The organism is Streptomyces sp. G5(2025) (genome assembly GCF_049542075.1).
Classification (GTDB): Bacteria; Actinomycetota; Actinomycetes; order Streptomycetales; family Streptomycetaceae; genus Streptomyces.
Genome location: NZ_JBMUZT010000002.1, coordinates 1,861,346 through 1,887,624, shown reverse-complemented (window position 1 = coordinate 1,887,624; position 26,279 = coordinate 1,861,346). Strand labels below are relative to the sequence as shown.

Below are 26,279 nucleotides of genomic sequence, written 5' to 3'. Positions count from 1 at the left end.
CGTACGATGGCGCGGTGCTGGTCAAGTGGACTCGCTGCACCGTGGTGGACCGTCGGGGGTTCGAGCGAGGGCAGCGGAAATGGGCGGGGCTTTTGGGCGAGCCGGGGTTCCGGGGGCAGGGCGGGGGGTGGAGCAGAGGGCGGCCGGGCGTCGCCCATGTCTTCGCCTTCTGGGAAAGCCGTGCCTTTTATGACTCCTTCATGGCTCGCTCACACGATCGCTTGGCAGCTGCGCAGGGGGGCACGTACAAGGACCTCCGGGCCAAGCTCTTCGATCACCGCTTCGACGTGAAAACGGGGTTCGAGCCGCGCTTCACGGGCGCGGACGTGGTGCGGGTGGCGCACTGCCGGATCCATGAAGAGCGCGTCGAGCACTTCGCCCTGATGCAGGAGAAGGTGTGGAACCCGGCGATGGCCGGCTCGCCGGGGATGGTGCGAGGGCTGTTCGGAGAGGCGCCCGGACATGAATTCCTCGTGCTTTCCATGTGGCAGTCCGTCGCTGAGCACGGCAAATACCGTGCTGAGCGGGTGGAACGGCTCTCGCTGCGTGCGCAGACGGATGCCGACGTCGCCGCTCTCGCCGGTGACGTCGTGCAACTGGAACCCTCCTGGACGGTGTGACTCCTCCTCACGGCGCGGGTGCCCTCACCGCCTGGTGAACACCCCTGCACGCGTGGCGGCGATGGCTGCCGCCGCCGACTGGTCGGCGAGCGTCGCGTCGATCGGCTCACGCGTGATGAACACGCGGAACAGCAAGGGCGCGGACACGGCGCGGACGAGAGCCGCCGCGTCGATGTCGGCGGGTACCTCCCCGCGCTGCACTGCACGGGCGACGACTGCCTCGCAGCGGCTGAACCGCTCGGCGTAAAAGGAGTGGAGGGCCTCGGCGGCCCGCTCCGACTGGAAGGCCGCGGCGATGAAGGCGGTCGGCGCCGCGGCCGCGACCTCGTCGGAGAAGGAGTCGGCCACCTCCCTGGCCAACTCGCGCAGATCCTCGTCGAGACTGCCGGTGTCCGGCGGCGTCCATGTGTCCTCACCTGCCATGTCCAGGGCGTCGGCGACCAGGCCTTCGAGTCCGCCCCAGCGGCGGTACAGCGTGGTCTTGTGCACTCCTGAGTGGTCGGCCACGTATTCGACGGTGAGGCCCGGGTACCCGTGATCGGCGAGGCCGCTCAGTACGGCATCGCGGACGGCGGCGCGGGTGCGGGCCGTGCGACCGCCCGGGCGTTGGGTGCCGGGGGCGGCGGTCGGCGCTGCCGCCTCGGCTCCGTCCGGCTTCGACGCCGTACGACGCGGCGGTTCCGTGTGTCGCGGCGGTTCGGTGAGGTCCGCGAGGCTCTCTTCGGGACGGTTCCGCCGACCCGCATCGCCGCTTGCAGACCGAGCGGCGTGCTCGTCCGCGCTCCGCGCCCGGCCGCTCCGACCACCGCCAACAGGCTTCCCCGCCATGGACCGACCTCTCCGTCATCTCACTCGTATCGGCGAAGTTTACTGCAACTCCTGTTGCGTTAGCGGGTTGAGCGTGCAACACTCGGCGTAATGCAACAGACGTAGCGTTTGTTGGGCGTGGATTTTGTTGGGCGTGGATGTGGAATCGGGGGTGCCCTTGCCTACTCAGATCTCTCTGCATGGCGTGACCAAGGCCTGTGGTGAACGGCTACTGTTCGACGGGATCTCCCTCGCGGTCAAACCGGGCGAGCGCGTAGGCGTCGTGGGGGAGAACGGCGCGGGCAAGTCGACGCTCCTGCGTCTGATGTCCGGTGACGAGCGGCCCGACGAGGGTGAGGTGGTGACCGTCGCGGATCAGGGGGCGGGGCTGCTGACGCAGACTCCCCAACTGCCTGCGCACCACGGTGTCGGGGACGCGATCGACGCGGCGCTGGCCGAGCTGCGGACCATGGAGCGGCGGCTGCGCCAACTCGAAGCGGACCTTGACTCTGCCACCGAACAAACTCTGGGGGAGTACGGCGACCTGCTGACGGCCTTCGAACTGCGCGGCGGCTATGAGGCGGACGCGCGCGTGGACAAGGCGATGCATGGACTGGGGCTCGGGCACATCGGCAGGGACAGGACCCTGGGCAGCCTGTCCGGAGGTGAGCAGGCGCGGCTCGGCCTGGCCTGTCTCATCGCCGCGGCCCCGGACGTCATGCTCCTGGACGAGCCGACGAACCATCTGGACGAGGGGGCGCTCGACTGGCTGGAGAGCACCTTGTCGGCACATCGCGGCACGGTGGTCGCGGTCTCCCATGACCGCACGTTCCTGGAGCGGGTCGCCACCGCGATCCTCGAAGTGGACGCCGACCGCAGGACAGTGGTGCGGCACGGCGGTGGCTATCAAGGGCTGCTCGCGGAGCGGGCGGCCGCCCGCTCACGCTGGGAGCAGGAGTACGCGCAGTGGCGCGAGGAGACCGCCCGGCTCCAGGAGTTCATGGCGACCACGGCCCATGCCGTCGCCGGCGGACGCGCCATGAAGGACAACAACAAAATGGCGTACGACCGGGCGGGAGGCCGGGTCCAGGCCTCCGTCGCGGGCCGGGTGCGCAACGCGCAGGAGCGGCTCCGCAGACTTCACGAGCAGCCCGTCCCCAAGCCTCCCGAACCGCTGAGGTTCGCGGCGCGTCCCATGACCGGCGCCGCCGAAGGCGCGCTGGTGACCTTGCGGGACGTACGCGTGGGCGAGCGGCTCGCGGTCGAGGAGCTCACGGTGTCGGCGGGTGAGCGCCTGCTGATCCGCGGGAGCAACGGCGCGGGGAAGTCCACACTGCTGCGCACCCTGGCGGGCGTACTGGAGCCGGACGAAGGCACCGTCGTCCGCAGGGGACGGATCGGTTATCTCGCACAGGAGATACCAGTACGACGTCCTGCCGAGCGCATCCTTGAGGTCTTCGGAAAAGGGCTCGGACTGACTGAGGAGGAACAGACGGAGCTGCTCCTTTCTTTCGGCCTGTTCCGGGAACGCGATCTGCGTGTCCCGGTGGGGGCGCTCTCCGCCGGGCAACGCCGGAGGCTGGCCCTCGCGCGGCTGCTCGCCAGGCCTGCGGACCTCCTGCTCCTCGACGAGCCCGCCAACCACCTGGCGCTCGGCCTGGTCGAGGAGTTGGAGGCGGCACTCGACGCATGGACGGGAGCGCTGGTCGTCGTCTCGCACGACCGGTCGCTGCGGCAGCGCTTCACGGGTCGAATACGCCGGATGGAGGCCGGACGGCTACCCGGTTGACCCACCCGCGAGTGAGCCGATCTAGGGTTTCCGCATGGCACGTCCGCGGCGCATCATCTTGGTCCGGCACGGCGAGTCGGCGGGAAATGCCGACGACACCGTGTACGAGCGCGAGCCCGATCACGCGCTCGCCCTCACCGAGACAGGCCGGACCCAGGCGGCGGAGACGGGCAAACGGCTGCGGGAGGTGCTCGGCCGGGAGCGGGTGAGCGTGTACGTCTCGCCGTACCGCCGCACGCACGAGACGTTGCAGGCGTTCCGGCTCGACCCGGAGCTGGTGCGGGTACGCGAGGAGCCCAGGCTGCGGGAGCAGGACTGGGGCAACTGGCAGGACAGGGACGACGTGCGGCTGCAGAAGGCGTACCGGGACGCGTACGGCCACTTCTTCTACCGGTTCGCGCAGGGCGAGTCGGGAGCCGATGTCTACGACAGGGTGGGGGCCTTCCTGGAGAGCCTCTACCGGAGCTTCGAGGCCCCGGACCACCCGCCGAACGTCCTGCTGGTCACGCACGGACTCACCATGCGGTTGTTCTGCATGCGCTGGTTCCACTGGACGGTGGCAGAGTTCGAGTCCCTGGCCAACCCGGGGAACGGCGAGATGAGGATGCTGGTGCTCGGTGAGGACGGCAAGTACACACTCGACCGGCCGTTCGTGCGCTGGCGCGAGCCAGAGCCGTACGGCGTCACCGGATAGAGTGGCAGGGCGATGACCGCTGACTCCTCTCCCGACCGGCGCCTGGAGCGCGCTCTGGCCAGCCTGCGCGGACTGGCGGTGGGGGACGCGCTGGGCTCCCAGTTCTTCGTGCCCGCGCACTACCCGCTGCTCAAGCACCGACGGCTGCCGGATGCTCCCTGGCAGTGGACCGACGACACCGAGATGGCCTGCTCCGTGCTGGCCGTCCTCATCCGGCACCGCCGGATCGACCAGGACGCGCTGGCCCAGTCCTTCGCCGTCCACCACGACTTCGACCGCGGGTACGGCCCTGCGGTGAACCGCCTGCTGAGGCAGGTCCGTGAGGGCGGCGACTGGCGGGAACTGGCCTCCGCGCTCTTCAAGGGGCAAGGGTCCTGGGGTAACGGCGCGGCGATGCGTATCGCCCCACTCGGCGCCTGGTACGCCGACGACCCGGAGCAGGCGACACACCAGGCGGAGATCTCGGCCTACACCACGCATCAGCATCGGGAGGCCGTGGTCGGCGCGATGGCGGTGGCCGCGGCCTCGGCGCTGATGGCCGATCCCGCAGGGCCGCCGACGCCGCAGGCTCTCCTTGACGGCACCATCGCCCTGGTGCCGCGCAGTGCCGTGGGCGCGGGCCTGCGCAGGGCGCGGGACATGCTCGACTACGGCGACGCGGCGACCGTCGCCGCGGTCCTGGGGTGCGGCCGCCGTACGACGGCCCACGACACGGTGCCGTTCGCGCTGTGGTCGGCGGCCCGGGGGCTCGGAGCGTATGAGCGAGCCATTTGGGACACCGCCCAGGTGGGCGGCGACATGGACACGACCTGCGCCATCGTGGGGGGCGTGGTCGCTTCCGGGGACGGCGGTGCGCCGCCCGCGGAGTGGCTGGAGCGGACCGAGGCGCTGCCGGGCTGGGTACCTGTCGGGAAGGCCTGATCCCAGGCCTTCCGGAAACCACCGGCGGCTCCAAGTCACGGTCGTGCCACAGGCGCAGCTGGCCTGGGAACTGGGCACCGACGCGCGGATACGCTGATGCGGCCTGCCAGTTGATCTTGGCGTGCACGCTTTGAACGAGATGCCGGTTGAACGAGATGCCGGTCCCGGCAGCCCAACGGCCACCTTCGTGAGCCGCGTGCGGCACGGTGCACCGGCCGGGAGGGGGTCCCGTGCCTCATACATCAGCTGATGGTGACGTGCCTGCGAGTGGTGGCGTACCTGCTAGTGGGCAAGTGCCGGTTAGCGGTGACGTACTCGGTGAGGACGTGCCCGCTAGCGGTGGCGCGCCCGGTGGCGGTGAGGTGCCCGCTAGCGGAGACGCACCCCGTAGTGGTGACGCGCCCGCTCGCGGTGGCGCACCCGGTAAAGGTGATGTAGCCGCTCGTGGTGGTGTTTCCGCCGGTGGCGACGACTCCGCCAGCGGTGAGCCGACGGCTGGCGGCGAAGCAGTACGCGGTGGTGAGCAGCCACGCAGCGGCCGAGCACCTGCCAGTGGTGACGCGTCCGCCCGCGGTGAAGTATCCGCTGGCAGCGGTGCGGCCGCTGGGGACGGCGCATCGACTACAGGCGCCGCACCAGCCGCCCGCGATGCGCCCACGCCCAGCACGCTCGCGCCTGCCCCCGATGCGCCCAGGCCCGGTACGCCCTCGCCCGCCCTTGATGTGCCCACGCCCGACGCGCCCGCGGAAGATGCGTCCGCCGCGTCGCAGTCGCCCGGCGTGCCTGCGCCGTCAGTCGCTGAAGAGCCACGCGACGCCGTCGAAGCGGTTCGTGGTCACGGGGTGACGGCCCCCGGTGGTGGTGACCAGGCCGGGCCCCAGGACCAGGCTCCCGCGCCACCCCAGTACCGGACGTCTGTGCCACCGCAGCAGCCGCAGTCTCAGGCAGCCGGCGGGGCAGGCGGCCCGCAGCCCCACGCCGCCTGGGGCTGCCCCATGCCGGCGACCACGCCGATCTTCGCCGACCTGCGCACCGACCCGCCCGGCCCTGTTCGGACGGCGACGCTCTTCTCGGTGCTGGCCGCCGCCGTACTGAGCATGCTGCTCTTCGGTGACGGGCTCGCGATCAATCTCCTGATCGTCGCCGTCCCCGCCGCGCTCGCTGCCTACTTCGCCTCCCGTCCGGCAGGCAGTCGGAGTCGGCCCGGCGCCTGGTCGCTGACGTGGGGGGTCGGCGGTCTCGCACTGCTGATCGTGCCCGCGCTGCGGGACGCGGGGTGGCCGTCGTTCCTCGCGATCGTCTCCTCGGCCGCGCTCGGCTCACTCGCCCTGCACGGCTGCCGGACCTGGCTCGGGATAGTCCTGAGCCCCATCGGCCTCTTCGACGCGGTCTGGAAGGGGATCGTCTGGGGTTGGCGCGGCCTGCGTGAGCGCGGGGGGAGTGCGCGCGGTGCCGGCCCCGCGATGCGCGCGGTGGCGATGGCCGCCGCGCTGCTGCTGGTCTTCGGCGCGCTGTTCGCCGGCGCGGATGCCGCGTTCGCCGACCTCCTCGGCGACCTGATACCGGATACCTCCCTCGCAGGGGCCCCCGTGCGCCTCCTGCTCCTGGTGGTCGGCGCGGTCGGCGCACTCGCCGCTGCACACGTGGCCGCGTCCCCGCTGCGGTGGGACCGGCTCGTGGTGGAGCCCGGCCGGGCCCGCGGCCGGATGGAGTGGGCGCTGCCGCTGATCGTGCTCAATGTGCTGTTCGCAGCGTTCAACGCCGTCCAACTGGCCGTTCTCTTTGGTGGGTACGACACCGTTCTCGACAGGACCGGACTCTCGTACTCCGCCTACGCGCGGCAAGGGTTCTGGCAGTTGCTCCTGGCCACGCTGCTCACGCTGCTCGTCATCGTGTTCGCGTTGCGGTGGGCACCTCGTGACGGTGCCAAGGACCGCTCGCTCGTCCGTGCGGTGCTCGGGACGCTCTGCGCGCTGACGCTCGTCGTAGTGGCGTCCGCGGTGCGCCGCATGGACATGTATGTGGAGGCGTACGGCCTGACCCGACTCAGGATTTCGGTCGTCGCCGTGGAGCTCTGGCTCGGCGTGATCATTCTGTTGATCATGGCCGCGGGGATCTGGGGCGCGCGGTGGCTGCCGCGCGCCGTCGCCGCGAGCGCGGCGGCCGGAGTGCTGGCCTTCGGCCTGATGTCACCCGACGCGGTGATCGCCGAGCGCAACGTGCACCGTTACGAGAACACCGGAAAGCTCGACCTCGACTACGCCCGCCAGCTGTCCGCGGACGCTGTACCCGCCCTCGACAGGCTGCCGGAGCCGCAGCGCTCGTGTGCGATCAGGCCCATCGCCGATGACCTCGGGTGGCAGCGTGGTCCTTGGTACGCGATGAGCCTCGGGGAGTCGAGGGCCCGGCGGATCATCGAGGAACGGCCTCCCTCGGCGCCCTGGGGCGCCTGTGGTGAGGAGCGTGCGGCCGTCTCGTACCGCTGACACCGCACGCTCCGGATGGTTGGTTCAGACGGCCGAGGCGCCCGCCTTGCCGCTCAGCGCTTCCAGGTCGCTCTTGCGGACCTGGATGACGAAGAGGGAGACGAGCGCTGCCGCGACGGCCAGTGTGGCCGCGGCGATGAAGGCGTTGCCGATGCCGTGGGCGAGAACGGAATCGCTCCACGGCGCAGGGAGTTCGTGGGTCTTGGCGAAGAGGGCTTTCTGCTCAGATGTGCCTTCGGCGAGGAACTTCTGGACCTGAGTCCTGCCCTCGTCCTTGCCGGCCGTGCTGAACACGGTGGTGAGGATGGACAGGCCGAGGGCGCCGCCGACCTGCTGGGTGGTGTTGAGCATGCCGGATGCGGCACCGGATTCGCTGTCGGAGACGCCGGACACGGCGGTGAGGGTGAGGGTGACGAAGTTGAGTCCCATGCCGATTCCGAAGAGCAACATGGGGCCCAGGAGGCCACCGAGGTACGAGCTTTCGCGGTCGATAAGGGTGAGCCAGGCCATTCCGGTGGCCGTGAGGAGGCAACCCGTCACCATGAAGGGTTTGGGGCCGAGGCGGGGCAGCAGGGCGCTGGAGAGACCCGCGCCGATGGCGATCGCGACGGCTACGGGCAGGAAGGCGAGGCCGGCTTCGATGGGGGTGTAGCGCAGCACGTTCTGCACGAAGAGCACGATGAAAAAGAACATGCCGAACATGGCGGCAGCGAGACTGAGCATGATCGCGTAGGTGCCGGATCGGTTGCGGTCCGCGAACAGTTTCAACGGCGTGATCGGTTGCGAGCTGCGTCGTTCGACGAAGACGAAGGCGACGAGCAGCACCAACGCGGCGGTGAAGGAGACGAGGGTGAGACCGTCGCGCCACCCTTCCTCGGACGCGCGGATGAATCCGTAGACGAGAGAGGCCATGCCGAGGGTCGAGGTGAGCGCCCCCGTCAGGTCGAACCGTCCGGGATGGCGTTCGGACTCCCTGATGTAGCGGGGCGCCAGGGCGGCGATGACGATGCCGATGGGTACGTTGACGAAGAGCACCCACCGCCAGTCGAGCCACTCGGTGAGGACGCCGCCCGCGAGGAGGCCGACGGCACCACCACCCGCGGAGACGCCGGCGAAGACACCGAAGGCGCGGTTGCGTTCGGGGCCTTCGGGGAAGGTGGTGGCGATCAGTGCGAGGGAGGTCGGCGAGGCGATGGCGCCGCCGACGCCCTGCAGCGCGCGGGCCGCGAGCAGTTGCCAGGGCTCCTGTGCGAAGCCGCCGAGGAGCGAGGCGAGCGTGAAGAGGGCGATCCCGGTGATGAACATGCGGCGGCGGCCGAGCAGATCGCCGGCGCGTCCGCCGAGCAGCAGCAGCCCGCCGAACGTGAGTGCGTAGGCGTTGATCACCCAGGTGAGGTCGTTGGTGGAGAACTCCAGCGCGGTCTGCATCTGGGGCAGGGCGATGTTGACGATGGTGGCGTCGAGCACCACCATCAGCTGGCATGCGGCGATCACGGTGAGGGCGATGCCGGGGTGCGAGGAGCGTGCGCTGCGGTCGGGCTCGGGTGCGGGTGGTTGCGTACGTATCTGGTCGTGGGTCACGAGCGTTCCCCCGGAAGTGAGATAGTGAACGCGGCCGTTCACTAAGGGGACGGTAGCGAGTCCCTGAGTATGAACACAAGCCTTCACTACGGGAGTTGGCCGCTGTGTGGGGGCCCTCACACGAGGGTCGCGCCCCGGTGGGAACGGCGGCGGCGCAGAAGGAGGAGGGCCGCTCCCAGCGCCGGGCCGGTCAGGGTCGGCAGCCCGTGGATGTCGCGGAGCCCCGCGTCCACCACGGTGCCCGCGACGACCGCGCCGCTCTAGAGCCAGACGCGGTTGAGCAGAGGGCGGGACTGGCCGCGGTTGAGCAGAGGGCGGGGCCGGCCGCGCTCGTCGGCTGCCAGGAAGGGCCAGGCGATCAGGCCGCCGGGCAGCCCCAGGTCCGCGATCGAGTTCCCCGCGCCGGCACGCCGTCGGGAGGGGCAATCTGCCCCCCAGTTCGCCGAGCGCTTGGAGCGGTTCGGTTGCGCCTGGAGGACGTACCGGACTGGGGGAATTTGCCTGGACGCCTCGGTGCTGCGCGCGCCCGGGAGCCCCCGCGTCTGCGTCATCCCCGACATCCACATGTCCGAAGCCGCAGCCGAGGAGACCTTCATCCTGCTTCTTCGTGCCTCTTCGTGCTTTTTCGTGCTTCTCGTGCATCGAAAGGAAGCCGGTCGCCTGGCATGCTGGGCTCGGGTGCGGTGCCGCACAGCCCGCTCCCCGGGGGACGGCGCACCGACTTGCTCGCTCAATGGAGAGAAAACGATGGTTGCTTCGCGCTGGACGGCTGCTCCCGCTCGGACGGGTTCCCCGCGGCGCCGGGGCGCTGTCCTCGAACAGGCGATCCTCGACGCCGCTCTCGATCAGCTCAGCACCGTCGGCTGGAGCGGGCTGACGATGGAGGGCGTGGCCGCGGGCGCACAGACAGGGAAAGCGGCCGTGTACCGCCGCTGGCCGTCCAAGGAGGACCTCGTCGCGGACGCGCTGCGGTCCGGGCTGCCGGAGTTCGACAGCGCGCCGGACCTCGGGAGCATTCGGGAAGATCTCCTGGAACTGTGCCGCAAAATGCGGGATGCGATGTTCTCGCGCCCTGGATTCGCCCTCCGCGCCGTGCTTCACGAGTGCGATACGGCAACGGCTGAACGCTTCCATGACGTGATCTTCGAGGGCGTCGTCGAGCCGAGCGTGAAGCTGATCAAAGAGGTCCTGCGGCGGGGAATCGAGCGCGGAGAGGTGCGCCCCGGAGGCGCGGACGCCTACGTGTGCGACGTCATTCCGGCCATGCTCATGTACCGCTCCAAGGTGTGCGGAAGCGAATGGCGGAACGAGGAGTTCGAGGGCCTCGTCGATCAGGTGATGGTCCCGCTGCTGCGCCCCTGACGAGCCTGGGTGTCGCCGGTGGCCTCAGTCGGCGTAGGCTATCTGGCGCCATGCCGTACGAAGCACCCACCCACACCGTCGAGCGCTCCCTGCGCGCCACCACCGGAGCGAAGATCGTCGCCGGTGTCGACGAGGTCGGGCGCGGTGCGTGGGCGGGGCCCGTCACCGTCTGCGCGGCGGTCACGGGACTGCGCCGACCGCCCGAAGGGCTCACCGATTCCAAGTTGATCAGTCCCAAGCGGCGCACGGCGCTCGCTGCGGAACTGGAGACCTGGGTCACGGCGCACGCTCTTGGGCACGCATCGCACGAGGAGATCGACGACCTAGGGATGACGGCCGCGCTGCGGCTCGCCGCCGTGCGCGCGCTGGAGGGGCTGCCGGTCCGCCCGGACGCGGTCATCCTCGACGGCAAGCACAATTACCTCGGCACTCCTTGGCAGGTTCGTACCGTGATCAAGGGCGACCAGTCCTGCGTGGCCGTCGCCGCGGCTTCGGTCATTGCCAAAGTCCGGCGCGACAAAATGATGGCCGAACTGGGCATCGAACATGCAGACTTCGGTTTTGCGGCCAACGCCGGCTATCCCTCGCCGGTGCACAAGGCCGCGCTGGCGGAGCGGGGGCCCACCCCGTACCACCGGCTTTCGTGGGCGTATCTTGATGCGCTGCCCCAGTGGCGGCACCTCAAGAAGGCCCGCAGCTGGGCGGACGGAAACGTTCCGGAAATCGAGGGTCAGCTCGGCTTTGAGTTCTGACGCTTTTCCGGCGCTTCCGGCCGCACTCATGTGCCACCCGCCGACGCGACTCGCATCGGTGTTTGATAGACAACACTTCATGCCTCTCATTCCCGAGGAGCCTCAGATTCACGAGAGTGCCCAGGGTCCCCGCGCCACGCCGGCCAGCAGCCGCACCGCGCCGACCCCCCGCCCCGTACCCGGTCCGCGTCCCGCGGCTCCGCCGCGCCCCGGCCGTCCGGGCTCTGTCCGGCCGATGCCGCCGGCGCAGCGCACGCCGCGCGATGCGACCGCCAAGCCCGGGCCGTCCGCCCCGGCTGCTTCCGGTCCCTCCACCGCCGGTCGCTCCACTCCCGGAGCGACTGCTTCCGGAGTGACCGCTTCCGTAGCGTCCACCGACCGTGATCCCGCGGCTTCGGTTCCGCAGATCCAGCTGATCCCGGCCTCGGCCGAGGGTGCGCTGGACGCGGCGGAGGAAGCCGTCGACCTGCTTCTTGACTCCGGGCGCGCGCCCGGGGACATCCTGGTGATCACCACCGGCGATCCGCACCCGTGGGCCGCGCACGAGCTGTCCTTCGGCGAGGCCGCCTACTGGGCCCAGCACGACGCGGGCGACGACGTCTTCTACGCCGACGCCGCCGCGCTGACTCGTGCGGCATCCCGGCCCGTGGTCGTCGTCGCCGTCAACGGCGGCAGTGAGGAGACCGCGGTCACCGCGCTGCCGACGGCTGCGACCCGGGCAGGCACCCTGTTGATCGTGTGCGGTGACCCACAGCGGATCAACTCGATGCTGGGCGCAGGCGTCTGACGTTCGCGTCCGGCGTCTGTGCCTGGCGCGTCCTCGCTTGGCGCGGCGGTGCCTGGTGCGTCTGCGCTTGGCGCGGCGGTGCCTGGTGCCTGCTCGCTTGGCGTGTGCGTTCGGCGTACGACGCTTGGCGCCTGCGTCAGCCGGACGGCGATGTCCAGCAGGGGCCGCACGTCGGCGGCGGCCGATGCGGGCCACGTGTCGCTCGGCGGCGGCCGTGCGGTGTGAAAATGCGCCGTGCGGTGCCTACCGTGCCGCGGCGCGCCGTGCGGTGCCGTTCCTTGCCGTTCCTGTGCGGGCCGCGTCGTGGTGATCCGGCGTTTGTCGTGCGAGGCATGGCCGGTTCGACTGCTTGTCGATCCGTGCTGTGCCGTTCGAACGGTTCCTCGCGTTCCCTCGTGTTGCCTCGTGGTTCTGTGCGGGTTTCCGTGAGCGAGCGGTGCTGGCGACGGTTGCATGATCGTGGCCTGCGCCTGCGCCTGCGTCCGCACCTGACACCGTGAGTGCTGGGTCGGCTGCCGGCGGGTCGCGGCCGCTAGGTGGTCGCCGAGTCGGCAGCGCCTGCACCGGGCGGTCCGGGCACCGGAGTTCCCCGTGCCCGCGTCAGCGTGCCGCCGCGCGGCGGAGCACATCCGAGGCCGCGCCTCCGGTGCGAGGAGTCGGCGGATCCGCCCCGGCGAAGGCTTCCGGCTGCGAACCAGCGCTCGGTCTGCGACCACCACGACCCTCACCGAGCACCTGCCAGCCGTCGTGCGTCAGCGTGATGTACGCACCGCACCGCAACCCATGCAAGGTGCAGGCGTCCCGCAGACCCCACATCCAGGCCCCGTCCTCCTCCGTCCAACGCGCGTCCCCCTCACGGCAGTAGAGCAGCACGGCCGTGCGCACCGGAGTGCGGCGCCGCAGATCGTGCGGGATGACCCGGCGCAACTGAGCGAGCAGCACGTTACGGAATATCCAGCCGTCCGTCGCGGTCGCACGTCGGCTGAACGAGGCGCTCGCCCGGATCCGTTCGTCCGGATCCAGCACCGCCACGACTGCCGTCAGGGGCGTCGGCTGATGTCGGGAGTGCAGGCCACTCACGACCTCACGTGGATTGCGCAGCAGAGGGATTCCCGCGGCGGACCACTCCGCGGGTTCGAGCATCCGGGCCAGTCGGTGGGCGGAATCGGCGGACATCTCGGCCGACGTCGAAGACTGCGACAGCGATGCGGCATCGGACGGAGCGAATCCGAAGGTCACGGTCCTCCCTTCGGCTACGCGCCCCAACTGAGGGCGGGGTCGGACTGAGGAGCGCACCACGGCACAGCCCTATCTGGGGCACAGCCCTGTCGGGCCACGGGAACCGCGCGGGGAGCAACTTCGATTCTTCCCGTCGTAGTGGCTTGCGGCAACGAGAAAGTAGGGATCACGCACCGGTATCGGTCGATGCGTCGCGTATATCCCTGCCCAACTCGCCGCCTTCTGACGCTTACTTCAGCCCTGCACAGCCAGGACCAGCGGCAACACCCCCTTGGCGCCGGCGCGACGGAGCATGCGCGTGGCCACCGCGAGAGTCCAGCCGCTGTCGGTCATGTCGTCGACCAGGAACACCGGCCCGCCGGCTTCCTGGAGCGCGGCGACGAGCGCGGGCGGCACTGTCAACGCACCGTCCAGGGCGCGCAGGCGCTGCGCGCTGTTGCTCCTGGGGACCCGTCCCGCATCGGCCCCCGCGGTGTACTCAATGGAGCCAAGGAGGGGGAGTCGGCCGACCTCGGCGATCCGGGCGCCCAGCGACTGGATGAGCTGTGGCCGGGTGTGCGAGGTCATGGTCACCACGCCTACCGGTCGCGGCTGGGCATCGCCCGCGTCCGAGGCCCAGCCGCCGGGGCCCTTCGCCCAGTCCGCCAGTACGTGCACCACGGCCTTCGCCACGTCGTCCGGTACCGGCCCGTCCGGGGCCTGTGGGGTGAGCATGGGGCGCAGCCGGTTGCCCCACCCGATGTCGGAGAGTCGGCCCAACGCCCGACCGGGAGCGGCCTGTTCACCTGCCGGAATCCGCCCCTTGAGGTCCACGCCGACCGCGGCCAGGCCGGTGGGCCACATCTTGCGGGGCTCGACGTCCACGCCGGCCCGGCCGAGCTCGCCCCGCGCCGAGTCCAGCGCGGCGGCGGAGACCTCGTCCCCGAATCGCGCGCCCACGCAGTTGTCACAACGCCCACAGGGGGCCGCGCCTTCGTCGTCCAGCTGGCGCCGCAGGAACTCCATGCGGCAGCCGGACGATGACGCGTACTCGCGCATCGCCTGCTGTTCGGCCTGCCGCTGCTTGGCCACCCAGGCATAGCGCTCGGTGTCGTACGCCCAGGGCTGGCCGGTGGAGATCCAGCCGCCCTTAACGCGCCGGACAGCACCGTCCACGTCGAGGACCTTGAGCATCGTCTCGAGCCGTGAGCGGCGGAGCTCGACCAGGGGTTCGAGGGCCGGCAGTGAGAGCGGCCTGCCCGCTTCGGCCAGGACGTCGAGTGTGCGGCGCACCTGCTCCTCGGGCGGGAAGGCGAGCGAGGCGAAGTAGTTCCAGATCGCCTCGTCCTCCTTGCCCGGCAGGAGCAGCACCTCCGCGTGGTCGACACCGCGGCCCGCACGTCCCACCTGCTGGTAGTAGGCGATCGGCGAGGAGGGTGAGCCGAGGTGGACCACGAACCCCAGGTCGGGCTTGTCGAAGCCCATGCCGAGCGCGGAGGTGGCCACGAGAGCCTTCACGCGGTTGGCGAGAAGGTCTTCCTCGGCCTGCTGACGGTCGGCGTTCTCGGTCTTTCCCGTGTACGAGGCGACCGTGTGCCCGCACTGCCGCAGATAGGCGGTCACCTCCTCGGCGGCGGCGACTGTCAGGGTGTAGATGATCCCGGAACCCGGCAGGTCGTCGAGGTGGTCGGCCAGCCAGGCCAGACGATGCGCGGCATTCGGCAGCTGGAGCACGTTCAAGCTCAGGCTCTCCCGGTCCAGAGGCCCGCGCAGTACGAGCGCGTCCGAACCACCCCCGGTACCCAGCTGCTCGGCGACATCCGCCGTCACGCGCGCGTTGGCGGTCGCTGTGGTGGCCAGGACCGGCACGTCGGGCGGGAGGTCGGCGAGCATGGTGCGCAGCCTGCGGTAGTCGGGCCGGAAGTCATGACCCCAGTCGGAGATGCAGTGAGCCTCGTCGACGACGAGCAGCCCGGTGGCCGCGGCGAGCTTGGGCAGGACCTGGTCGCGGAAGTCCGGGTTGTTGAGTCGCTCGGGACTCACCAGCAGCACATCGACGTCCCCTGCGGCGACCTCGGCCTGGACGGACTCCCACTCCTCCGTGTTGGAGGAGTTGATCGTGCGCGCGCGGATGCCGGCTCGGGCTGCCGACTCGACCTGGTTGCGCATGAGGGCGAGCAGCGGCGAAACGATCACGGTGGGCCCGCTGCCGCGCTCGCGCAGCAGGGCCGTCGCGACGAAATACACCGCGGACTTGCCCCAGCCCGTGCGCTGCACGACCAGCGCCCGGCGTTTGTCGGCGACCAGCGCCTCGATCGCACGCCACTGGTCCTCGCGCAGCCGGGCCCCGCCGTCCGACGAGGGCGCCTCGCCGGAGGCGGGGGCGGGGCCGCCGACAAGGCGGGCGAGTACGGCATCGGCCGCCGTGCGCAGGTCTTCGTTGGTCATGCCCCCATGCAACCTGATGGGTCCGACATTAGGCGAACGGGTCGGTCGAGCTGTGGATAAGTCTTGGCGTGCCCCTGATCAAGGTTATCCACAGGGTCAACCGGAATCTTGTGATCCGCGGGACAGTCGACGCATGACGAACCACAGCGAAGCAACCGGCCCGATCGAGCCGAACGACATCGACCCCAACGACATCGACCTCGACGACAGCGACCCGAACCGTATCGACGTGACCGGCATCGACGTCACTGGCGTCGACGTGACTGGCGTCGACGTGAACGAAATTGACGTGCACGGCATCGACGCGACCGAGATCGAGGAGAACGACGTCGAGCCGAGCCACGCGGCTCGTCCCGGCGGCTCCACCGAAACCGCCGACGCGCCCCGCCCTGGCGCCCCTGTCAACCCCGTCGGCCTCACCGGCCCGGCTGGCCCCCTCGGCCCGCTGCGTCCCGTTGACCCTGCTGATCCGGTCGGCACGGCTGGTCCCGACGCGGCTGACCCGCCCGGCAACCGCACTGACCCCGGCGACGGAACGGCCCCGACCAACCCGTTCGACGAGCCGCTGGTCACCTTGCGCACGCCCGCCGAACTTGCCGATGCCCTGCCGTACTTGCTCGGTTTCAAGCCCGAGGACAGCATCGTGCTCATCGCTCTGCACGGCGAACGCGGGCAGTTCGGCGGGCGCGTGCGCCTGGGGATTCCGGAGCGCGCGGAGGACTGGCCGAGCGTCGCCGAGCAGCTGGCCCAATGCCTGGTGGGCGGCTGCGAGCGGAGGGGAGCCCGCCCCGATGGCGTCATCGCCTTCCTCTGCCGGGAACCCGGCGAAGCAGCGTCCGGCCAGCATGTCGTGGAGCAGTTGCGGCCGCTGGCGCAGGTGTTGCGTACGGCGTGCGGCGCTCTCGACGTCCCGGTGTTCGAGGTCGTATGTATTTCGGGGGGCCGCTTTTGGACTTACTGCTGCCCGGACACCGTCTGCTGCCCGCCGGAAGGCACCCCTCTGCTCAGGCCGGGCACCTCGGTCCTCGCCGCCGCGGCGACCTATGTAGGGGTCCAGGTGTCTGCCACGCAGAGTGAGATCAGGGCGCGCCTTACCCCTTGGCAAACCGCTGCGGCACCCGAACAGGAACGAGCACTGGACGCCGCTGGCCTCGCGCTCATTCCCAGGATGCTGAGCGAGGAGGCGCACGTGGCCGCAGCCGAGACGCTCGATCTGGCGCATCGAATCATGGCGCGGCTGGCCGACGCACCACCCGTGCCCGGCACGCTTGAGGCCGACAACAGGGACGACGAACTGATCGCGCACGACGAGGCGGCCGCCTTGATCCTCGGCCTCCAGGTCCGGGACACGCGCGACCGCGCGGCCGAGTGGATGGAAGGTGCTGAGGCGCCTGCTGCCCTGCGTCTCTGGAGGGCGCTGTCCCGCCGCTGCGTCGGTGCGTACGCGGAGCACGCAGCGGCGCCGTTGTCCCTTGCCGGCTGGGTCGCCTGGTCTCTCGGTGACCTGGCGGAAGGCCAAGAGGCCCTGGACATGGCTTTGTGCGCCGACTCCGAGTACATGTTCGCTCTGCTTCTGAACCGCGCGTGCAATGAAGACATGGATCCGGAACCGATTCGTCGCTGTCTGCGCAGGAGGCGCGATGACCGTGACGACCACGGTGACCACGACGGCCCTGACGGGGCTGACGTCTTCGCGTCGCCGGACGATTCGGCCGATCTCTCGACGGATGAGGGGACGTCGGAGGCCGACGCCTCGACCGCACAGAAAAGTGCACCTCGGCGACGCAGGCGTCGGCTGCCCCGCTCGCCCGGCAACGGAAGCTCCAGCACTTCCCACACCCCCCACCCCTCAGGAAGCCCGGGCGGCCCCCGGACCCCGGGTGGCCCCAGTGGTTCTCGCGTTCCTGGGGGCCCGGGCACGGGCCCCCAGAATCGGCGGAGCACGCTCAGGGGTGGCGCGAGGAACGGCCGATGAGCGCGCCCGTCCGTGGGTGGGCCAGATGGGCGGCGCGGCTGCGCTCGGGACTGGCGTCCATACGAAGTTGGCTCCATGCGGTCGGGTTCCTGCCGTGGAGGCGTGACTTGCGACGGGGCGGGCCCGTTCACCTGAGTGGCGGTACCGGCGACCGGGTCGCGTGGCCGCACCGCCTCCGACCTTCCGTAGCGCAGACAACGCCGAAGAAGCCGCCCCATGTCCCTTTCCGCTCCGTCCCCCGCATCCGACAGAGAGGGTCCCCAAGGGGCCGCAACGGTCCCTGCGTTTCGGCCTCCGCCCCTCTCGCCGCAGTCGTCCGAAGCACCGGCTCAGGCACCGATCCGGCCGGCGGAGCTCCCGCCCGCACACACGGCCTTGATCTGCGTCGCTCTTCCCGCCTTTGCGATCTCGACGGACCAAGGGCAGTTGACCGGTCGCGGGCTGGAAGGGTTCTACCGCGCGGGGCGACGGATACTTTCCCGCTGTCAGGTGCGTGTGGCGGGGCGCGAGCCGGTCGTGGTGCAGGCCCGCATGCTTTCGGCGGACAGCGCCCGCTTTGTGGCGACACTGTGCCTGTCGACCGGCGCCGGCCCCGACCCGGAGCTCGTCGTCGAGCGGATCCGGCACGCCGACGGTACGGAACGGATCACGCTGCACAGCTCGGCCGCGCGCCTCCTGCGGCTGCCTCTTGAGGTCTCCCTTGGCACGGATCTCGCGGAGCTGGGCATCGTCGCATCCGGCCGAGCCGGGCCCGAAGTGCCCGCCAGTGTGCACGACTCCGGCATGCGGTGGTCTTCAGCCGGGGCACATTGCCTGGTCACGGCTCACCCGGCGCCCGCGGACGCTCTGGCCTCGGCGGGGTTGCTGCGCTGGGAAGTGGATCTGCCGCCGGGCGCCTCTCGCAGCATTGAGCTGCGGGTGAGACCTGATGGGGCAGGGCCGATCCGCTCGGCAGGGCACGGCACGATGCGTTCCGTCGCCACGGCAGCGGCGGTCGGTGACGACCCCAGAGTCCAGCCACTGCTGGCCCGGTCCGTCGAGGATCTGCAGGCACTGCTGTTGAGGGACCCCGAGCACTCCACCGACGTGTACCTGGCCGCGGGCGCACCCTGGCGCTGCGGACTGGCGCCTGCCGAAGCGCTGGCAGCCGCCCGCATGGCGCTGCCGCTGGGTACCCGGCTCGCCGCTGGGACGATGCGTTCCCTTGCCCGGAGCCAGCTCGTGGGGCGGGGCCCCCGGTCGGGCATGATCCCGGGGCCGCTTAGGGACGCGGGGCCACATCTGCCGCCCGGCTGCGCCGGCACCGAGGCGACGCTGCTCTTCCCGGCGCTCCTCGCCGAGGCGCGTCGGTGGGGGCTCCCCGGGCCGGAGGTGGAGGAACTGCTGCCCGCGGCGGAGAGGTGCCTGCGGTGGCTGCGTGACAGGGTCGGGGACGGTGTGTTCCTGCCGGACGGGCACCCCAGCGGGTTGGTACGCGGCGAGATCCAGGCGCACGCGCACCGGGCCGCACTGCTCGGTGCCGACCTCCTCGAGGCGTACGGCATGGAGGGCGCCGCGGGCCTGCGGCAGTGGGCCCAGCGGCTGCGGTCGACGTTCCGGGAGGAGTTCTGGATGGCGGACCGGGCAGGGGGCCGCCCGGCTTCGGCCCGCCTGCCAGACGGCCGCCTCCTGCCTCATCTCACCGGGGGAGCTGGCCACCTCCTGGACACCGGCCTGCTCGGCTCGGGCGAGCTGGCGCCGGGCCTGCTCGACAAGGTCCAGACCGAACAGCTCGCCCGGCTGCTGGGAGGGCCCGTCATGGACTCCGGCTGGGGACTGCGCAGCCTCGGCTCCAATGAAGCCGCGTACAACCCGTTCGGGCACCGTGGCGGAGCGGTTCGTGTGCAGGAGACGGCGGTCGCCGTGACGGGCCTTGCGGCGGCGGGCTATGACAAGGAGGCGAGTTCGCTGTTGCGAGGCATGTTGTCCGCGGCCGTGTGCTTCGACCATCGGTTGCCCGAGATGTACGCGGGGGAGCAGCGCAGGGAGGGCGGGGCCCCGCTGCCGCACCCGGCCGCCTGTCGCCCGGCGGCTACCGCTGCTGCGGCTGGGGTGCATGTCCTCACGGCGCTCGCCGGGGTCCGTCCCGACGCGCCGGCGGGGACCGTGACATCGAGCCCGGTCCGCAGTGCCCCATTGGGGGAGCTCGGACTGACCGCGCTGAGCGTGGCAGGCGCCCCGTTCTCCGTGCGGGTGAGCCGGCTGGGACTGGCCATGGTCGAGGAGGCGGCCGAGGGGCTGCAGTTGGGAGTGTGATCCGGTGGTGCGGGGAACCGGCGAGTCACGGCGTGGCACAGAAGAATCACGCTTCCAGGGATCGCACCCTCATGAGTAGCGGCCTCCTACGGAAACAGCGCTCTGCCGTCCGCGACGAGCACTGCTCGTGGGCATGGCTCATGAGCAGAACGTCCCAACGCGATGCCTTCGGCGGTCGCTCCGCGCCGCACCTGTTGTCTTCGGCCTTGTGCCGAAGGGCGTGAGGCCGAACCAGTGGAGGTGCGGGTGTCGAGATACGGCGGTTTTGCCGGGCCATGGCCAGGTCGTGGTCGCCGCCCATGGCCGCGCGAAAGTGCTCACGAATCTGCGGAACCCACAACGCTGGAACCGTGAGCGAAGGAGGTGTTTATCGTCAGGAAGACGACTATGATCACCGCATGTCCCCCTACGACCCGTCGGCCTTCCCGCCCTTCGCCGTCACCGTCGACCTGGTCGTGCTGACCGTGCGCCGCCACGCGCTCTGCGCGCTGGCCGTGCGCCGCGGTGAACAGCCGTTCCAGGGGCGTTGGGCGCTCCCCGGAGGATTCGTACGTCCGGACGAGGACCTCTCGGCCGCGGCGGCGCGCGAACTCGTCGAGGAGACGGGCTTGTGCGCCCACGAGCCCGACGCTCCCGCGCAGGACAACGGAGCGCATCTCGAACAGCTCGCCACGTACGGCGATCCCCGGCGCGATCCACGGATGCGCGTGGTCAGCGTCGCCCACCTCGCGCTCGCGCCCGACCTGCCGGCGCCTCGGGCGGGCGGCGATGCGCACAGTGCGCGCTGGGCGCCGGTGGAGACCTTGCTCAACCAGGCGAGCTTCGGCCGTGACGGCGAACCCGCCGCACCGCTCGCCTTCGATCACGCACAGATCCTGGCGGACGGCGTCGAGCGCGCCCGCTCCAAGATCGAGTACTCGTCGTTGGCCACGGCCTTCTGCCCGCCGGAGTTCACGGTCGGGGAGTTGAGGCGTGTGTATGAGGCGGTCTGGGGTGTCGTCCTCGACCCCCGCAACTTCCATCGCAAGGTGACCGGCACCCCGGGCTTCCTCGTTCCCACGGGCGGCACCACGACCCGGCAGGGAGGCCGACCCGCACAGCTCTTCCGCGCGGGAGGCGCGACGCTCCTCAACCCGCCGATGTTGCGTCCGGAGGTCTGAGTCTCCGGGGCACGCGCCCCACAGCCGGTATGCGCCAGCCTTCGTTGCTGCCCGCTGCCCGCTGCCCGCTGCCCGCCGACGCTGAGCGGCTGACCCTTCAGACGCTTCCTGGGCTGCTGCCGGTCTTCAGGGGACACCAGCGGCCGCGCTCCGCTCCTGCCCCAAAAGCCGGAAATATAGCGTTATCTTGCTTTGGTACCCACGGGGCTCGTCCGTCCCCGATCCGGCGGACGGGCCTCGGCCGCCGAGCGGTCGCCCATCCTGCGAGAGAAGCGATGATCCAGGCCATCGGACTGACCAGCACTCCCCGCGAGGAGCTCCCGCCCGCCGTCGACGATGTGTCCTTCGAGGCGCGTGCCGGCCGCGTGACGGCGTTGCTCGGTACCGAGGGCGCCGGTAAGACCACGACGCTGCGGCTGATGCTCGAACTTCAACAAGGCCGCGGCGTCACGTACTTCAGAGGCCGCCCCCTGCACCGCATCGCCCATCCGTCGCGTGAGGTGGGTGTCCTCCTGGGCGACGTCCCAGGGCACCCGGCGCGTACGGTCCGTGGGCACCTGCGCATGCTGTGCGCGGCAGCAGGAGTGCCCGTCCAGCGCGCCGATGACGTACTTGAGGTCGTAGGCCTGGTGAGCCTCCGGGCTCAGCGCCTCGGCACCCTTTCGCGGGGCATGGACCGGCGTCTGGGACTTGGCTGCGCGCTGCTCGCCGACCCGCACACGCTTGTCCTGGACGGCCCGGCCGAGGGCCTCTCGGCCCGGGAAGGAGCCTGGCTGCACGGAATCCTGCGCGCCCACGCGTACCAGGGCGGAACGGTTCTGTTCACCACGGGCGACCCCAAGGAAGCGGCCCGAACCGCTGACCGCGTCGTCACGCTGGAGGCGGGGCGGCTCGTCGCGGACCAGGAAGCCGCTGACTTCGCGCGGACCAGGCTCCGCCCTCGGGTCGCCGTTCTGAGTCCTCACGCGGCTCGCCTCGGCGCGCTCCTCACCAAAGAAGCGCGCGCGAATCGACGCTCCATCGAGGTCGTCACGGAAGGCGGCAACAGGCTTTCCGTCTACGGCAGTAACTGCGCCGATGTGGGGGAGGCCGCGTACCGGCACAGCATCCTCATGCATCAACTCGCCGACGAGGTGGGTGATGCGGGGCCTGCTGGTTCATCGGGCCATTGGGGGCCACCGGAGCCATGGACGCCACCCATCGCCACCCCCGGGATGCAGGGCACTGCTGAAAACGAGACTGGCCGAGGTGAGACGGTCCGAGGTGAGACCGCCCAAGCAGAGACCGCCCGAGGAGAGATTGCCCAAGCAGAGGCCGAGCCCCCAGCTGAAACGGTTCCGCTCGTGAGCGTCGGTGGTCCGAGGCCCTCCACCGTCCCTCCTGCCCCTCCCAGCCCCCGAGGTGACGCCACTTCCTGCCTGCCGCCCCCCATCACCGTCCAGCCCGGCCGCAGCCCCCTCCGCCCCCTGCGCTACGAACTGCGCCGTCTGACGGGTGTGGGAACCGGCTACTTCACCCTCGCCGCCGTCCTCGCCACCTCAGCGCTGATCTGCGTCCTGCTGGCGCGGGCCGGGCACACGCCGCAACCGCGCCTGCTCGCCGCCTGGCCGCAGGAACTGCCTCTGCCGCCGACGGCTCTCGGCGCCGGGTTGCTCGGTGCTCTCGCGTTCGGGGACGAGTTCCGCCACCCTGCCCTCGCCGTGGACCGGGGTACCGTGCCGCGCCGCTTGGGGCTGCTCGTCGCCAAACTGCTCGTCGCCGCCGCCACGGCGGTGCTGTCGGGGGTACTCACCGTGGGGGCCGACGCCGTGGTGCTCCATCTCGTATACGGAGAGGAGCTCACCAGAGTTCCCGCTGACTGGCTTTCGTTGAGCGTGAGTTGGACGGCTCTGCTCACGGGGTGCGCCTGGGCCGGGGTACTGGCCGCCGGCACCTTCCGTTCGACCACTGCAGGCCTGGCTGCTGTGCTAGGAGTGCCGATCGTCGTCGTACCTCTCGTACAAAAGGCCGTTGAAGGCCCTGCTGTGCGGTCGGCGGCCGGGCTATCGGGGCGGCTGCGGGATCTCGCGCTGATGCAGTGGCCCTTCGGAGCCGAGCGTTATGTGGAGGGAGGAATGCGCATGATCATTCAACCTGTGGGCGGGGCGCTGACGTTGTCGCTGGCCGCGCTGCTCTGCGCATATGTGCTCACGGCGATGCGAAGCGGAGCCCGTTGATGATCACCCGCCGCCTTCTGTTTCGGGCCTGTGCGCAACTCCCCGGGCGACGCTCATTTCTTTCCGATAAGGCGTCAATTGCGGCGGGGTAAGCGATCACCCTTTCGTGTGCTTTTCACCAAAGACCTCAAGGGAGTTGGAGGCCACGCCGACAACTGATCCGTGAGTACCCTTGCGCACACCATGATGACCGCCGCCCGCTCCGCCGACTCCGGTATCGCCGGCCCGGGCGACCTCGACCGATACCCCTTCGCCGAGCCCCCTGGAGGCAGCGACCGTGTCGTCGCCTCTATGTGGGACGGCGCAGACCACGACCTTGGGCGCGTCAGCCGGCGCGCGTCCGGAAGCCGCGGCCGCGGCCTGCACGGCCAACTCGTCCAACAGCTGGGCCAGATGATCGTCTCCGGCGACCTGGGCGCAGACCGCCCGCTCGTCCCCGAGGAGATCGGCCAGCGCTTCGAGGTCTCCCGCACCGTCGTCCGTGAATCGCTGCGCGTGCTTGAAGCCAAGGGCCTGGTCAGCGCCCGGCCCAACGTCGGCACGCGCGTGCGGCCCGTCAGCGACTGGAACCTCCTCGACCCCGACATCATCGAGTGGCGGGCTTTCGGGCCGCAGCGCGACGACCAGCGGCGTGAGCTCGGGGAGCTGCGCTGGATGATCGAGCCGCTCGCCGCCCGCCTCGCCGCGGGGCACGGCCGCGAGGAAGTGCAGCAGCGCCTCGTCGACATGGTCGAGATCATGGGGCACGCGCTGACCCAGGGCGACTCGATCACCTTCTCGCGCGCCGACGCGGAGTTCCACTCGCTCCTCATCCAGGTCGCCGGCAACCGCATGCTGGAGCACCTCTCCGGCATCGTCTCGGCCGCCCTCCAGGTTTCTGGGGGCCCCGTCACGGGCTGTGACCGCCCCAGCGAGACCTCTCTCGTGCACCACTCGCGCGTCGTCGACGCCCTCGCGGCGGGCGACGGAGCAAGCGCCGAGGCCGCGATGCGGCAGCTGCTCACCGTCCACCCTGAGGTGGAGCGCGTCGTGCCCGCCCCGCGCGAGCACTGACCGCGCGTCCACACCGCCCGCCGTGTGTGCTCTCCGCGGCAGGTGCCTCGCCGACCCTGAGCGGTCGACGACCCCCTCGCCGCGCCAGCCGTCGCCGGATCTCCACGGGTTCCTCAAGAGCCCCGCGGGGTCCGGCGACGCGATATTGAGGGTTGCGTGGCGGCCCATCGGGGGATCATTCGTGCATGTGTAAAGGTCGCTTCTGGCCGTATCTGGACGCTTTTGAGTACTTACGGGGTGTGACTCGGGCCACGTAGATTGGGCGTAACGCTCCAAGGAACAGCGCGATGACCTAAGAGGTGATAGCCGAGGAGGGAATACAGCAGTCGTCCGCGACGCTGTGTAGCTCCCCGGCCTCCGCCCGCGCCGTCGGCCCAAATCCCTAGCCGCCGGTCGTCGGCTCCGGTCCACAATGGACGGGGCCGGAAGCCGTTTTCCAACGTTCCGAGAGGTTGTTCGTGTCGGCCAGCACATCCCGTACGCTCCCGCCGGAGATCGCCGAATCCGTCTCTGTCATGGCGCTCATCGAGCGGGGAAAGGCTGATGGGCAGATCGCCGGCGATGACGTGCGTCGTGCCTTCGAAGCTGACCAGATTCCGGCCACTCAGTGGAAGAACGTTCTGCGCAGCCTCAACCAGATCCTCGAGGAAGAGGGTGTGACGCTGATGGTCAGTGCCGCGGAGCCGAAACGCCCCCGCAAGAGCGTCGCAGCGAAGAGCCCGGCCAAGCGCACCGCGACCAGGACGGTCGCGGCCAAGACCGCCACGGCGAAGCCCACCGCCACCGCCGCCACTGAGGCGTCGAGCGCGGATGGCACCGTCGAGGACGCGTCCGCGAAGAAGGTCGCAGCCAAGAAGACGACGGCCAAGAAGGCCGTCGCCAAAAAGACCGTCGCCAAGAAGGCCACGGCCAAGAAGTCCGCTTCCAAGAAGGACGCCGACGAGCTCCTGGACGAAGAGGCCACCGAGGAGGCACCCGCCGCCGGCAAGCCCGGCGAGGGCGAGCCCGCCGAGGAAGGCGCCCAGGGCTTCGTGCTCTCCGACGAGGACGAGGACGACGCGCCCGCCCAGCAGGTCGCCGCGGCCGGCGCCACCGCCGACCCCGTCAAGGACTACCTGAAGCAGATCGGCAAGGTCCCCCTGCTCAACGCCGAGCAGGAGGTCGAGCTCGCCAAGCGCATCGAAGCCGGCCTGTTCGCCGAGGACAAGCTGGCCAACGCCGACAAGCTCGCGCCGAAGCTGAAGCGTGAGCTGGAGATCATCGCCGAGGACGGCCGCCGCGCCAAGAACCACCTCCTGGAGGCCAACCTCCGCCTGGTGGTCTCCCTGGCCAAGCGCTACACCGGCCGCGGCATGCTCTTCCTGGACCTCATCCAGGAGGGCAACCTCGGTCTGATCCGCGCGGTCGAGAAGTTCGACTACACCAAGGGCTACAAGTTCTCCACGTACGCCACCTGGTGGATCCGTCAGGCGATCACCCGCGCCATGGCCGACCAGGCCCGCACCATCCGTATCCCGGTGCACATGGTCGAGGTCATCAACAAGCTGGCCCGTGTCCAGCGCCAGATGCTCCAGGACCTGGGCCGCGAGCCCACCCCGGAGGAGCTGGCCAAGGAACTCGACATGACCCCGGAGAAGGTCATCGAGGTCCAGAAGTACGGCCGTGAGCCGATCTCCCTCCACACCCCTCTGGGTGAGGACGGCGACAGCGAGTTCGGTGACCTCATCGAGGACTCCGAGGCGGTCGTGCCGGCCGACGCGGTCAGCTTCACGCTGCTCCAGGAGCAGCTGCACTCGGTCCTGGACACCCTGTCCGAGCGTGAGGCGGGCGTGGTCTCCATGCGCTTCGGTCTCACGGACGGCCAGCCCAAGACCCTCGACGAGATCGGCAAGGTCTACGGAGTGACGCGTGAGCGCATCCGTCAGATCGAGTCGAAGACGATGTCGAAGCTGCGTCACCCGTCGCGCTCGCAGGTTCTGCGCGACTACCTCGACTAGGTCTCGACAGTCGTCAGAGCGCTCCACGGAAGGCCCGAAGTCCTCGGTAACGAGGCTTCGGGCCTTCCGCGCGCGGGTGCGCGATATGCGGCGCTGAATGACTCTGGGTAAGCCATCC

At 70.3% G+C, this 26,279-nt stretch carries 17 protein-coding genes and 1 pseudogene; 14 read left to right on the top strand and 4 right to left on the bottom strand.

Annotated features, from left to right (window positions below; translation table 11 throughout):
* Nucleotides 1–14 precede the first annotated feature (14 nt).
* Nucleotides 15–620 carry a YdbC family protein gene (locus ACOBQB_RS08525; RefSeq protein WP_423590061.1) on the top strand — a complete coding sequence of 202 codons (606 nt, stop codon included), beginning with the start codon at nucleotides 15–17 and terminating at the stop codon, nucleotides 618–620.
* 24 nt (nucleotides 621–644) lie between these two features.
* Here ACOBQB_RS08525 and ACOBQB_RS08520 read toward each other — a convergent pair.
* Nucleotides 645–1,244: pseudogene (locus tag ACOBQB_RS08520) on the bottom strand (TetR/AcrR family transcriptional regulator C-terminal ligand-binding domain-containing protein); the annotation flags it as partial.
* Between the two features lie 361 nt (nucleotides 1,245–1,605).
* Between ACOBQB_RS08520 and abc-f the strand changes: the two are divergent.
* The 4 genes from abc-f to ACOBQB_RS08500 all read left to right on the top strand — a co-directional run bounded on the left by abc-f (nucleotide 1,606) and on the right by ACOBQB_RS08500 (nucleotide 7,317).
* Entirely contained in the window at nucleotides 1,606–3,216 is a 1,611-nt protein-coding gene (gene abc-f / locus ACOBQB_RS08515) for a ribosomal protection-like ABC-F family protein (RefSeq protein WP_423590493.1), read from the top strand.
* A 34-nt stretch (nucleotides 3,217–3,250) separates the two neighbouring features.
* Entirely contained in the window at nucleotides 3,251–3,910 is a 660-nt protein-coding gene (locus ACOBQB_RS08510; RefSeq protein WP_423590060.1) for a histidine phosphatase family protein, read from the top strand.
* Between the two features lie 12 nt (nucleotides 3,911–3,922).
* Nucleotides 3,923–4,831 carry an ADP-ribosylglycohydrolase family protein gene (locus tag ACOBQB_RS08505; RefSeq protein WP_423590058.1) on the top strand — a complete coding sequence of 303 codons (909 nt, stop codon included), beginning with the start codon at nucleotides 3,923–3,925 and terminating at the stop codon, nucleotides 4,829–4,831.
* Nucleotides 4,832–5,826: 995 nt separating this feature from the next.
* Entirely contained in the window at nucleotides 5,827–7,317 is a 1,491-nt protein-coding gene (locus ACOBQB_RS08500; protein WP_423590056.1) for a DUF4173 domain-containing protein, read from the top strand.
* Nucleotides 7,318–7,341: 24 nt separating this feature from the next.
* On the opposite strand, the gene ACOBQB_RS08495 is transcribed toward ACOBQB_RS08500, so the two are convergent.
* Nucleotides 7,342–8,883 (bottom strand): MFS transporter, encoded by a 1,542-nt coding sequence (locus tag ACOBQB_RS08495; RefSeq protein ID WP_423590491.1) that lies wholly within the window; start codon nucleotides 8,881–8,883, stop codon nucleotides 7,342–7,344.
* Nucleotides 8,884–9,645: 762 nt separating this feature from the next.
* Here ACOBQB_RS08495 and ACOBQB_RS08490 point away from each other — a divergent pair.
* From ACOBQB_RS08490 to ACOBQB_RS08480, 3 genes are all read left to right on the top strand, one after another.
* Complete coding sequence (locus tag ACOBQB_RS08490) at nucleotides 9,646–10,260, top strand: TetR/AcrR family transcriptional regulator (protein ID WP_423590489.1); 615 nt, start codon at nucleotides 9,646–9,648, stop codon at nucleotides 10,258–10,260.
* A gap of 50 nt (nucleotides 10,261–10,310) precedes the next feature.
* Nucleotides 10,311–11,012 (top strand): ribonuclease HII, encoded by a 702-nt coding sequence (locus ACOBQB_RS08485; RefSeq protein WP_423590055.1) that lies wholly within the window; start codon nucleotides 10,311–10,313, stop codon nucleotides 11,010–11,012.
* A gap of 79 nt (nucleotides 11,013–11,091) precedes the next feature.
* Nucleotides 11,092–11,799, top strand: coding sequence for a hypothetical protein (locus ACOBQB_RS08480; RefSeq protein WP_423590054.1), 708 nt, complete (start codon nucleotides 11,092–11,094; stop codon nucleotides 11,797–11,799).
* 600 nt (nucleotides 11,800–12,399) lie between these two features.
* Here ACOBQB_RS08480 and ACOBQB_RS08475 read toward each other — a convergent pair.
* Entirely contained in the window at nucleotides 12,400–13,038 is a 639-nt protein-coding gene (locus ACOBQB_RS08475) for a hypothetical protein (protein WP_423590053.1), read from the bottom strand.
* Nucleotides 13,039–13,272: 234 nt separating this feature from the next.
* Nucleotides 13,273–15,465: a RecQ family ATP-dependent DNA helicase gene (locus ACOBQB_RS08470; protein WP_423590051.1), complete on the bottom strand. Its 2,193-nt coding sequence runs from the start codon at nucleotides 15,463–15,465 to the stop codon at nucleotides 13,273–13,275.
* Between the two features lie 133 nt (nucleotides 15,466–15,598).
* Between ACOBQB_RS08470 and ACOBQB_RS08465 the strand changes: the two genes are divergently transcribed.
* From ACOBQB_RS08465 to ACOBQB_RS08440, 6 genes are all read left to right on the top strand, one after another.
* Nucleotides 15,599–17,440, top strand: coding sequence for a DUF4192 family protein (locus ACOBQB_RS08465; protein ID WP_423590049.1), 1,842 nt, complete (start codon nucleotides 15,599–15,601; stop codon nucleotides 17,438–17,440).
* 378 nt (nucleotides 17,441–17,818) lie between these two features.
* Entirely contained in the window at nucleotides 17,819–19,735 is a 1,917-nt protein-coding gene (locus ACOBQB_RS08460) for a glycogen debranching N-terminal domain-containing protein (RefSeq protein WP_423590488.1), read from the top strand.
* A 398-nt stretch (nucleotides 19,736–20,133) separates the two neighbouring features.
* A complete protein-coding gene (locus ACOBQB_RS08455) occupies nucleotides 20,134–20,895 on the top strand; it encodes an NUDIX hydrolase (RefSeq protein WP_423590048.1) in 762 nt (253 codons plus the stop codon).
* 275 nt (nucleotides 20,896–21,170) lie between these two features.
* Nucleotides 21,171–23,111 carry an ATP-binding cassette domain-containing protein gene (locus ACOBQB_RS08450; RefSeq protein WP_423590047.1) on the top strand — a complete coding sequence of 647 codons (1,941 nt, stop codon included), beginning with the start codon at nucleotides 21,171–21,173 and terminating at the stop codon, nucleotides 23,109–23,111.
* Nucleotides 23,112–23,273: 162 nt separating this feature from the next.
* Entirely contained in the window at nucleotides 23,274–24,164 is an 891-nt protein-coding gene (locus ACOBQB_RS08445; RefSeq protein ID WP_423590046.1) for a FadR/GntR family transcriptional regulator, read from the top strand.
* 452 nt (nucleotides 24,165–24,616) lie between these two features.
* The gene (locus ACOBQB_RS08440) at nucleotides 24,617–26,161 is read left to right on the top strand and encodes an RNA polymerase sigma factor (protein WP_423590045.1); all 1,545 of its coding nucleotides are present in this window, start codon (nucleotides 24,617–24,619) and stop codon (nucleotides 26,159–26,161) included.
* Nucleotides 26,162–26,279: the final 118 nt, after the last annotated feature.